Here is an 11,581-nt window from a genome sequence, read left to right on the forward strand (position 1 = left end):
TCGGCCAGTTTGAGCAATTCCGGGTCAGGCTTGGCCCGCTTGTTACGCTTTGCAACGGTCATCATTTCTCCTTGAAGGTAGCAGTGTCCTGCTAAATGACCGTTTACACAAAATTAATTACACCCTCTAAAGTAAGGGGGTGTGCCCTGTTGTCATGTTCAGCGTTCAGTTAAACTAACTCACTTCGCCAAACCTGCAAATTTTGCAAAATCTGGCGACGGTTTTGGTGCTGCCCTGTTCAGCGTTCAGTTAAACCAAATCACTTCGTCAGATCTGCAAATTTTGTAAAAATCGACGGAGGTTTTGTTTCAGCTGAATGTGAAACTGACTATTTTTTAATCAGTGTGAACAATTAAATTTGTTCACCTGATTAAAATTTGAACAAATTATTTTTTCAAGACGAGCTTTATCCTGAACAGCTAAATTGTCTTCTTAAAATACACATTTTGGTCCAGCGAGGCTTGACTAACGCCGTAAATAATATCCCTGCAATAAACCATCCCAAGCTTCAAACTTGTGTACAGATTTAGGTGGCGTGCTATATGGATTAATACCGCTCCATACTTCGGCAGGTGTGTATCCATGTAAATGCTGATGCGGCCTGATCAGGTTATACCAGCTTGTAAAATCCCTGAGCATGACATCCAGCATCAAACCATTGATAGGTGTCGTCAGATTCAATTTCTCTTTCAACGTTAAAAAGAAACGCTCAATCCTGCCGTTTTGCCAAGGCTTGCCCGGTTCACTGAATTCCTGACGTATTCCTAATTCCTCCAAAGCCCGCCGGAATTTTTTACTGCGAAACACGGAGGCATTGTCAGTGCGGATAATTCTCGGTTTGCCAAATAAATTGATCGTCTGTATTATGTGTCCAAGTATCACCGCCGATGTTGCCAACTCCAAACGCTGCAACAGCAAATTCATCCTGGTGCCATGATCCACGATACCAAGAATAAAATGATGTATCCCATCCGCATCCACTTTACCAGTCCCATCCAGACACCAGCGTAAATTCGCGGGATTGAAATACAGTCAGAAAAATTCCTGCCGCAAAAAAGACATGGCAGTGGATAGCCTGAACGGTAGAAACCGATCTCGAATACCGTAGATTTCACTGCTCGTGTGGGCCACAATTCAATTGTGCTCTGGTTTGATTTTTTTGCAAAACAGACATGACTTCAAGTACAACGAAATTTTTACAAAATTTTTACACGTTTTTGGTAATAATACGATCTGCATCACCGATATGGCTGATGCATCACATTCAGGATTGTTAAAGACATGGACGAACGTTCCGTAGTAGTCGACCAGCAAATCAGCATGCTGCCTCAGTTGAGCAATGTTTTCACCGATCAGCAAAAAATCAATATCGCCGCCTTCAGCGAAGGACAACGTCAGAGAGTTGCACAAATCGTTGCCGCCACCGGTGAACTCGATAGTGCCGCCGTGACCAGTTTTGGCACTGAGCAGCAGATCCGCATGAACCAGTTTCTCGACGAGCTTTTAGTCGGTATCCGCACCGTCGACGTGGGGGAAGCTGGTGCCATTACACTGGAACTGGCGCGTCAGATCAAGACCATAAAGCTGGCTGAGATGAAAGCCGAAGTCGAGGGTGGTGACTGGGTTGCCAATTCCCTGGGCAAACTGCCACTGATAGGTAAATATGCGTCAGCATTACGCTATTTTCAATTGAATCATGCCGAGATTATCAAATATCTCAAAGAGATAGAAGACCGGGCGCAACGTGAGCGAGGCAAGTTGGCCGCTACCAATGGCAAGCTCGATCAACTGGTTGAGCGCACCATAGACAACATCCGGCAGCTTGAACTTTACCTGGCGGCAGGTCAGTCCGTACTGATGCGCGCCAAGGCCCGTTTTGCGGACAAGCAAGCCGACGCCAGGATGAGCAATGACCAGGTCGCCATCATGAGATTGCGTGATGAGGTCGAACAGATCAATGCCTTCGAAGCCCGCCTGTTGCGCATGCATATTGGTTACACCGATGCCCTGTTATCAGTACCGCAGATACGCCTGACTCAGGAGGCGGCGCGTATAGAAGAGCGCAATATCATGGACACCATTCTGTTTGACCTGCCACGTCTGAAAAGCGCTATCCTGCGAGTGGCTTCATTAAAACAGATCATAGATGCTTCTGCTGGTACAGAAGCACGTCGTGAAATCACCAGACAGGTGGGCAGCATAGGCGGCGACCTGCTACAGCAAGCCTATACTCAGGCCAAACAAAGCCAGGGTAGCGGTGCTGAAGATGTGGCCTTGCTATCGCAGACTGCCGACAAAATACTGGAAACAATCGCACTTGGCATTCGTCTGGACGAAGAAAACCGCCAGAAACGCAAAGCTGCAGAAACCCAGTTGGGCGACATCAAGGTCAAGCTCCTTGAGGGCTTGCGCGCCAACACCAACGACCTGGCGCAAAGAGCCATCTAGCCCTGCTTATTTTCCGGCTTAATTGTTTGCAGCGTCAACTTTACTGAATACTCCCATGAAATTTACTGCTGAGTCGTTTTTTAACGCCCACCTGGCTGTCGGCGCCACGCGCCTTGATGCCGTCATCACTGTCAGTGCCAGCAACGATGGCGCACCCATGCAAAACCAAGGGCGCTTGCTGGCCATTTTTGTTGGTGATGTATCCGGTTCCATGGATGGCGAAAAGCTGCAACAAATGAAGCATGCCGTGCGTGTTGGCATTGATTGCCTTGATGAAAACACCTGGTTTTCAGTGATTGCCTTTCATAGCCAGGAGCAAGTCGTGGTTCCGGCAACGCGGGCCACTGATGTCGCCAAGGCGGCGGCGCACCGCAGCGTGCAGGCGTTGAAGGCAGGTGGCGGTACTGTCATGTCCAAGGCACTGATGGCAGCGGCAAGGCAGGCCGAATCAGTTGAAGCAGACATCGTGCAAGTCTATTTCGTGACTGACGGCGAAAATGACAAGGGCGATGTCAAGGCACTCAATGCTGCCATAGCATTTTGCGATAAGAAGCTGCAGGCCAGTTGCTGGGGTGTAGGGACGGACTGGGACCCACGCGACCTGCGTACCATTGCCGGCCGCTTGCTGGGAAGAGCCGATGCCGTGCCTGACCCGGAAGCACTACAGGCCAAGTTCAGGGACGCACTGGCGCAAGGTATGTCGAAAGGTGTCAGTGGTGTCAAATTGCGTTTGTGGGTGCCACGTACAGTACAAATTGTCACCATGAAGCAAATGTCCCCCGAGATTGCCGACCTGGGAAACTTGTGCACCCGCATCGACGAAAAAACCATAGAAGTACCGTTGGGTTCATGGGGTGAAGAAAATCGTGATTATCATTTTGGTTTCGAACTGGTGACCCAGGCTGAAGGTGAAGAAATGATGGTGTGTCGCCCCAAAGTCGTGTACCTGCAAGACGGGACTGAAGTCGGTATCGATGGTCAGCGCATCGTCGCCACCTGGTCTGCAGACGACGCCCTGACGACCCGCATTAACGCTCAGGTTGCCCACTATACCGGGCAGGAAGAATTGGCGCATTCCATCCAGGAAGGGCTGGCGGCAAAATCGCGTGGTGATATCGACCAGGCCACTGTGCTCTTGGGAAAAGCTGCCAAGATCGCCATTGAAACCGGCAATGATGAAGTGACCCAGCGCTTGAAAAAAGTGGTGGATGTGATTGATGCGCAAGAAGGCACGGTACGTTTGCGTGCTGGTGCCAGCAAGGGTGACGATATGGAACTTGATATGGGGGGCACCCGCACTGTGCGTCGTCGCCCTGCATCCGTTTGAATTTGAAAAAGGGAAATCATGCCTATCTGTACTCAAGGTCACCAATCCACCGATACCGACTATTGCTCGGAATGCGGTATGCGTATAGGTGCTGTATCGCTGGTGGCAACTACTTCTGCTGCCGCTGGCTCCAGCGATATTTGTTCTGATTGCGGAACACCGAGGAATGGTGGTAGCCGTTACTGCGAAGTGTGTCGCTATGATTTTCAGAGCAAGGTTTCCTATGCAGCTTGCACACCGGTCATGGTGCCAGTCGCAGCAGTTGCTGTCCCGGTTGCAACGTCGGGGTGCGATGTCAGTCTGCCACAGTTGCCAGCGCCTGCTAGCGCTGTGCCGACGGGACATACCGTAACCACAGTACCCACTACTACAACACCTGTATTCTCGCCACCACAACTGTTCAATATCGAGATTATCGTTGACCCCTCACTGGCTGCTGACGCAGAGACAGCGGCGCAGTGTCCAAAAAACACAGCAGCCCGCTTTTTCCCACTGGACCTGGCAGAAAACCTGGTAGGCCGTCGTTCAGACGTCAAGGGTGTTTATCCAGAAATACAGGTCGATGACCCTGGTGTGTCGCGCCGACATTTGAAACTGATGCGACAGGCAGATGGCTGTTATGCCGCGCTTGATCTTGGGTCCACCAATGGCTCCATCATGAACGGTACCATCCTGGTTCCCGGTGTGCTCACGATGCTTAAAGCAGGTGATGAAATCGTCGTCGGTAGCTGGACAAAATTGCGCCTTGCCATCAAATAAACAGTCACATTTGAAAACAGAGAATCATATGCCATCCGCAAACATGCCAGTGCCAGCGTTGAATCAGCAAGCCCAGAATACCCCTCTGCAAAGATGGCAGTCTTATCTGCGTACGACACCAGGCCGTATGTCCTTGGCATTGGGGCTTAGCATTGCTGGTGTCTTGCTGGTTGCCTTGAGCGGTTTCAACGTCTACCGCGGCGTGCGTGAAGCTGTACAAACCGTGGGCAAGGATACTGTGCCATCCATCGTGGCGGCAGAAAGAATTCGCTTTGTGCTGGCCAGTGCTCATGCCAACACCATGAATACTTTGCTGCTCAAGGAAGGGGAAACCGGCAAAGCCAGTACGGCGTTTCGCTCCGACATGGAGCAGGCGCAGCGCGAACTGCTGACCGCGGCAAAAAATATCACCTATGGCAATGAAGAGCAGGTGCCGATCACCACCATCATGACAGCACTTGCAAGGTATGAACATCTGTTAGGCAGGATGCAGGCCAGGAGCGGTGACGCGGCATTGGCCGATCTGGACAGTGCCAATGCCCTGATGCAGTCCACCATTCTGCCCGCAACCCTGGCGCTGGACCAGGCAAATTTTGACCATCTGACAGCCAGCTTTGAGCGGCATATGGACTCGTATGTACTGGCACTATTGCCCTTCATTCTCTTCGCACTTTTGACGCTGGCCGCAATGATAGGAGCCCAATGGTATTTGAAACAAAAAACCCGACGTAGTCTCAATACGGGTTTGTTTGCTGGTACCGTCATCATTGGTGTCACACTGGCCTATGCTGTCCTCACGCTCAATGGCCTGGAAAAAAACCTGACATCAGCCAAGCGTGATGCTTTTGATTCCATCCACGCCCTGAGCAAGACGCGTGCACTGGCCTATGAAGCCAATGCCGATGAAAGCCTGTTATTGATACAGCGTGGCCATCCTGCAGCGCAGACCCAGGCGACAAACTCCTTTAACAACAGGACTGCGCAAATCATGGCGATCAAGCCAGGCGAGCTGGCCAATGCGCTTGCGAGCAAGATTAAGTTCGGCGGCCAACTTGGGGTCGAACTGACCAATATCACTTTTCCAGGTGAAGAAGCGGCTGCTGTGAATACCTTGAAAACCTGGGCGCGCTACATGGAAATTGACCAGAAAATCCGCCAGCTCGAAGAGTCGGGGCAGCATGACGAAGCGTTGACACTCACACTGGGTGAACAGAATGGGCAATCAAACTGGGCATTTAGCGAGTTTGACAAAGCGCTGGGCAAAACCATAGAGATCAACCAGCAGGCTTTCGACAGGCGCATAGAGATGGCATTTTCTGAACTCAACTGGTTCCCTTACATCTTATTGATCGCAGTCCTGGCCAGCATCATCGCAGTTGTCGCTGGCATGAAGCCGCGCCTGGATGAATACCGTTTCTGAAGCAATAGGCGAGACTGTGTCAATCAAAGAAGAAATTGAAGCCTTGCGCACGAATGTCACCACGATCAGCCGTAACCTGCTGGATTTGGCTGAAATCGAGGTTGTCAAGATTGCTCGCATACGCATCAAAGATCCGCACAATGGCTATCAAGGCGTCAGCCATGACAGATTGGGCAAGGCGATCAAATCACTGGATGCGCTGTGGAATAGTTATCTTTTACTTGCCCGGTTGCTGGAAGAGGTCAGTGACCTCAACAGGCGCAGCAATGTTTTTCACGACAACGAAGAAGATATCCGCAAGCTGCTATATGGCCGTTCGCTGGAATTGCGTGCCGAGCATATTCCCGTCACCAGTCGCGGCCTGTTATCAACGGCCAATAAACTCACGCAAACCACACCGCAAGAGTTGCTGACGGCGATGGAGCAGCAGTTTCTCGATGCCCGCGATGTATTTACTGCTTTATCGCAGAGCATCAGCCAAAGCGGATCGCGCCTCGATACTCTGCGCCAGCAAGCGGCAGATTTGCAGAGTTGGTCTGGCCAACTGGGTGCAGCTTGTCGCCTGCCATCGAATCTGGAGGCGATGCTGCAAAATATCGACTGCGATCCATTGTCCTGTACCGGCGATATGGATGCGGCTGAACACATCATGGACGAGCAGAGGCTGCTCCTGAAAAATCTTGAACAGCAACAGACGCAAAACCGCGCCGGGCTTGATGAAGCCAGATGCAGGCTGACGCAACTACAGGACTGTGTGCAAGAGGCGGTAGCAGCAATCGAAGAAGCACGTCTGCGGATACTTGCACCTGAAAGCTTGGTCGTGCCGGTAACTGAACAAGAGTTGACGATGCTGCATACCTGGTTGGCCGCCATCGCCCAGTCAGCAAATGAAGGCAGGCATGATGCTGTCAAAGTGGGCTTGCTGCGCTGGCACGGTGCCTGCATGGCACAGATGGCTGCTGCCCGTCAGGCTTGCACGAGGAATCGACTTGAACTCAATGAATACGAAGAGATAACAGGGCGCTTCAAGGCTTTGCGGGCAATGGCAAAGTCTTACGCTGCGAGAGGTGTTGTGCTGGATGAAGAACTGGCAGCGATGGCACAGACAGTCAAGCAAATCATCGCGCAGCAGCCTGTGGACCTGGATGCCTTACAAAAGGCAGTCGCAAGCTATGAAGTGGCCTGGTACAAAATCAAGGCTACAACAATGCCCTGAGTGGCACATAAAAAGGAAGAACAGTGGACAATTGTCAAAGAAATGCCTGTACTGGCAAAGTGCAAGATGGCTTTTGTGATGAATGCGGCATGCCGCCAGTGGGTGCCCGGCTGCTTGCACAAGTGCTGCCGAGCCAGACAACTGCCACACAGCGATCTGGCAACAACGATACTTTTGCTACCGGCACGGCGACAGCAGGAACTGGCCGCTCTGGCACGCGGCGTCATACCAGCCGCTCCACCAAAGGCAGTTCGACCCGTCGCCAGGCCTTGGGTGGTGGGCTGGTGTCGTTGCCGCCCATGCCCAGCCAGGACCCCTTGAGTCTCATCATGGCCAATCCCGAGGTGCCTGAGCGCCGCCGCCGCTGCCCGAAATGTGACGTCAAGGTATCGCGTGTCAAGGGTTTCTGCGGCGAATGTGGATCTGAATACAACTTCGTTCCAGCCTTGAAAACTGGTGACGTCGTCAACGGTAAATTCGAAATCAAGGGTGCCATTGCCTTTGGCGGCATGGGATGGATTTACCTGGGCTGGGATATGGTATTGCAGCGCTGGGTCGTCATGAAGGGTTTGCTCAATGCCAGGGATGAGGCCGCCGCCGCCAATGCCGTGACGGAGCGTCAATTTCTGGCTGCGCTCAAACACCCCAAGATCGTTGGCATCTATGATTTCGTCAACCATGGTAACGAAGGGTACATCGTCATGGAATACGTCGGCGGCGTTGCCATCGGCGGCATGATGAAGCAAAAAGGCGTCTTCACGGTTGAAGAAGCGATTGCCTACATCCTGGGTATCTTGCCAGCCTTCTCTTACCTGCATGCAAACGGCTTTGTCTATTGCGACTTCAAGCCTGACAACTTCATGCTGGAGGGGGATGATGTCAAACTGATCGACGTCGGCGGCATGCGCAAGATAGGGGACCCGAATGGCGACATCTACGGCACCCGTGGCTACATGGCGCCAGAAGCCAATGATGATCCGGTCGAGGTGTCAGACTTGTACACCATAGGCCGCTCGCTGGCGACTATGGTCATGGATTTTAAATACGGCAAGGAGTTCGAGACATCCTTACCTGGCCCCGACCAGCAGCCTGTGCTGGCCCAGCATGAGTCACTCTACCGTTTCCTGCTGCGTGCCACCCATCTGGACCCGGACCAGCGTTTCCAGTCGGCAGATGAAATGGCCGATCAACTGCATGGTGTCTTGCGCGAAATTGTCGCCATCAAGACCGAACCCAGGCCATCAGAAAGCAAGGCGTTTACATCCGACAACCTGTTCGATGCAGATGACGTCGATGGCACAGAAAAACCTGAGGTGCGTCTGTTACCTACACTGAAGATGATGGTCAACGACCCTGCCGCTAATGAATTGCTCAGACTTTCTTCTGTCACTGATCCCAGGAAACAAGTGGCGGCGCTGGAACAAGTAGCTAAGAAATTCGGAAAAAAATCGGTAGAGGCACGCCTGCGTCTTGCCAATGCCTACCTCGCCATTGAACGTTATCAGGACGCCAGCAGTCTGCTAGACCAGTTGTTTGCTGAAGACCCCTATGACTGGCGGATATCCTGGTATCGGGGCAAATCCTTCCTGGCACAAGGGGATGCGCAAAAAGCGCGCATAGAGTTTGGTAAAGTCTATTTCGAAATGCCGGGTGAGATCGCACCCAAGTTGGCGATTGCATTCGCCGCTGAAACCAAGCAAGACTACAAGGAGGCTGCTTCCTACTATCACCGCGTCATCAAGGTAGACCCCAGCCAGACGGCTGGCTGCTTTGGCCTGGCGCGCTGCCTGGCCCATGGCAAAGATACCGCTGGTGCTGGCCATGCCCTGGCTGCCGTACCGACGCAACATAGCCTGTTCAATCTGGCGCGTATCGCGCTGGCCAAAACATTACTCAATAGTGCGCCAGTGCTGGATGTGTCCAAACTGGAACAAGTCGCCCAGACGATAGAGTCCATCTCTGTCGATGGCGGCATCATTCACCAACTGACGGCCACACTGCTGGAAAAGGGGAGTTCAATGATAGCAGCAGGCAAGATCAGGGAAGACAGTAATACGATGTTGCTTGGCCGTCCATTGCATAGCCATGCCCTGCGTGCCGGTGCTGAAGAAGAATTCAGGAAGGCGGCACGTTTTTCTGCGAACGCAACAGAAAAAATCATGTGGATAGACATGGCTAATGCCGTGCGTCCGCCAAGCTTTATGTAAGGATGAGAAATGACTTGTACCAAATGTGGTGACGACAATTCTTCCGCCAGCGCTAAATTTTGCGAAGGCTGTGGCCACCCCTTTATAGTCTTGCCAGCGCCAGTGGTGGCAGGCATGGCATGCACTTGTGACCCTGCCACTTCAGCACCTGACGCCGAAGGTTTTTGCGACAATTGCGGTGTACGCTGTGCTCTGCCAAGTACTGCCAATGCGCATCATAGTCTACTGGAAGTCAATGCCCGTCTTGCCATGAGCAGTGACGTAGGGAGACGTCATACTTGCAATGAAGATTGCGGTTACGCCGGTTTGAGCAGTCCGGCTTCTGCACTGCTGGTTGTTGCTGACGGAGTTTCCACATCATACAATGCCAGCGGTGCTTCTGCCCTGGCCATAGAGCAGCTCAAGGCCAGTCTGACGGGTGGCACTAGTCTCAATAACCCGGAACTTGCCATGCGTAACGCCATCATGGATGCGCATCGGGCCATCATCAGCCTGCCTGCCGGGGATAATCCAAAACTTGATGAGCCTGAATCCACCGTGGTTGCCGCACTGGTGACGGGCGATGTCGTGACTATAGGATGGGTAGGTGATTCCCGCGCTTACCTGATTGGCGACAAATCTGAACGTTGCCTGACAGTCGATGATTCATGGGTGGAAGAAGTGGTTGCCAATGGCAGCTATACACGCGAAGCGGCCAGTGTACACAAGTTCGCGCACTGCATAACCCAGGTGCTGGGCATGCGCGATGATGTCATTACGCCCCATACCATGACAACCCGCATGGCTGCAGATGAGATGCTGTTGCTATGTTCTGACGGTTTGTGGAATTACTTCCAGCAAAACGGCAGCCTGGCCACCTGGATACATCAGTTAAAGCATTCTGCCCGCGAGCCACAATCTGCCAGCGCGATATGCGAGGCACTGGTGAGCGATGCCAATGCCGCTGGTGGGCACGATAACATTACCGTCGCTGTATTGCTGGGCGGTGGATAACATGCGTGCAGCATCATTCTTAATGAGTAATAAGTATCTATTAATTTATTTAAATTAATATTTAAATGATAGTTGATATCGTTTATACTTTGAGCCAGGTCGTATCTTCTGCTCTTTGGTTCAGATTGATTTCGACTATGGAAGGATACTTTTATTGATTTATTGAGGAGGAAGATGATGTTTGTACGTTTGACGCATGTGCAATCCAAACCCGGGCAAATGGGGGATGTTGTCGCTCTTTATCAGAGCGCGGTGCTGCCACTCTTGAAGCAGCAGCAAGGGTTTAACAGCACACAATTGCTGACCGATCCACTCACAAACAAGGGAATCTCAATGACTGTCTGGGAGACGGAAGCCGATCGACAAGCGGCTGACAGCAATGGCTTTTTGCTGGAACAAATTATGAAAGTGATGCCGTTCCTGACGGCGCAACCAATACCAGAAAGTTATATTGTCGAACCAGGGTAACAAAGTCATGTGACGACCGGGGTTGCCCTTTAACCCCGGCTTTCTTGCGCCCACAATGCCATCACTGGCTAGGACGATCTATGCATCCCTCACTTTCACCGTTAGCATAGGCTCAGTTCAACAGAATGAGCAGGATGAACAGGAGTTTTGCTTGAAGCGGCTGTATTGATTGTGGCCATGCGCAAGTTAACCCTGCTTAAAAACAGCCCTGTGATTGCCTGTCGTGCATAGTAGTGTCAGTGCAGTCTCAGTGCAGACTCAGATCGCGCCGCATTTCATGGTCAGCGCAAATAATTGGGCCAGAAGACCGCCCACCAGAGTACCTTCAAGCCGCCCTTAATGTCGACCTGGCGCATGTCGGGGGAAGGAAAGGGAATCTTTCTGATGCGCATGACCAGCAAGCCTATATTGAGCCAGACTATGACGGCGAGTTCTGTGCAAGTATCAAAAGCATAGTCGAATAGCATGGGCAATACGAGTACGATGCCATAAGCGATCACCATGGCAGCCAAATGGTAAATGATGTGCAGGAGTTTCATGATTGCTTACTCATTCAAGATTGCGCCTGGCAGGTTCAAGATCAATCCCTTGAATCAGGCGCTTATTTTTTCAGAGAGCAAGCTTATCAAGGCGAGCCTAAAAAATTCGTAAAAACTGTAGTGCTGGCTGTATGCGAAATATAAAAATTTTACCGCTGTTTAACAAAGAAAAAAAACCGCGCAAACTGCGCGGTTTTCTTGTTT

General features: G+C 51.7%; 10 protein-coding genes. 8 read left to right on the forward strand and 2 right to left on the reverse strand.

All coding sequences use genetic code 11. The features are described 5' to 3' along the window. Positions 1-465 precede the first annotated feature (465 nt). Positions 466-1,032 (reverse strand): transposase, encoded by a 567-nt coding sequence (locus ACO0LC_RS06440; protein ID WP_423002132.1) that lies wholly within the window; start codon positions 1,030-1,032, stop codon positions 466-468. A 249-nt stretch (positions 1,033-1,281) separates the two neighbouring features. Here ACO0LC_RS06440 and ACO0LC_RS06445 point away from each other — a divergent pair, with 249 nt between their 5' ends. The 8 genes from ACO0LC_RS06445 (at position 1,282) to ACO0LC_RS06480 (ending at position 10,838) form a co-directional block, all read left to right on the forward strand. Further along, positions 1,282-2,448: a toxic anion resistance protein gene (locus ACO0LC_RS06445; protein ID WP_423001801.1), complete on the forward strand. Its 1,167-nt coding sequence runs from the start codon at positions 1,282-1,284 to the stop codon at positions 2,446-2,448. A gap of 55 nt (positions 2,449-2,503) precedes the next feature. After that, a complete protein-coding gene (locus ACO0LC_RS06450) occupies positions 2,504-3,775 on the forward strand; it encodes a VWA domain-containing protein (protein ID WP_423001803.1) in 1,272 nt (423 codons plus the stop codon). 18 nt (positions 3,776-3,793) lie between these two features. Continuing rightward, entirely contained in the window at positions 3,794-4,534 is a 741-nt protein-coding gene (locus ACO0LC_RS06455; RefSeq protein WP_423001805.1) for an FHA domain-containing protein, read from the forward strand. A 28-nt stretch (positions 4,535-4,562) separates the two neighbouring features. Beyond that, positions 4,563-5,954, forward strand: a complete 1,392-nt coding sequence (locus ACO0LC_RS06460; RefSeq protein ID WP_423001807.1) for a hypothetical protein — start codon at positions 4,563-4,565, stop codon at positions 5,952-5,954. 16 nt (positions 5,955-5,970) lie between these two features. Next, on the forward strand, positions 5,971-7,170 hold the full coding sequence (locus ACO0LC_RS06465; protein ID WP_423001809.1) for a hypothetical protein: 1,200 nt from the start codon (positions 5,971-5,973) through the stop codon (positions 7,168-7,170). A gap of 23 nt (positions 7,171-7,193) precedes the next feature. Further along, entirely contained in the window at positions 7,194-9,377 is a 2,184-nt protein-coding gene (locus ACO0LC_RS06470; protein WP_423001811.1) for a tetratricopeptide repeat protein, read from the forward strand. 9 nt (positions 9,378-9,386) lie between these two features. After that, positions 9,387-10,370: a PP2C family protein-serine/threonine phosphatase gene (locus tag ACO0LC_RS06475; protein ID WP_423001813.1), complete on the forward strand. Its 984-nt coding sequence runs from the start codon at positions 9,387-9,389 to the stop codon at positions 10,368-10,370. Between the two features lie 177 nt (positions 10,371-10,547). Beyond that, complete coding sequence (locus ACO0LC_RS06480; RefSeq protein WP_423001815.1) at positions 10,548-10,838, forward strand: antibiotic biosynthesis monooxygenase family protein; 291 nt, start codon at positions 10,548-10,550, stop codon at positions 10,836-10,838. A 281-nt stretch (positions 10,839-11,119) separates the two neighbouring features. Here the strand turns inward: ACO0LC_RS06480 and ACO0LC_RS06485 are convergent, their stop codons facing one another. Continuing rightward, positions 11,120-11,377, reverse strand: coding sequence for a hypothetical protein (locus ACO0LC_RS06485; protein WP_423001817.1), 258 nt, complete (start codon positions 11,375-11,377; stop codon positions 11,120-11,122). Positions 11,378-11,581 lie beyond the last annotated feature (204 nt).

Source organism: Undibacterium sp. JH2W (genome assembly GCF_049340425.1).
GTDB lineage: Bacteria > Pseudomonadota > Gammaproteobacteria > Burkholderiales > Burkholderiaceae_D > Undibacterium.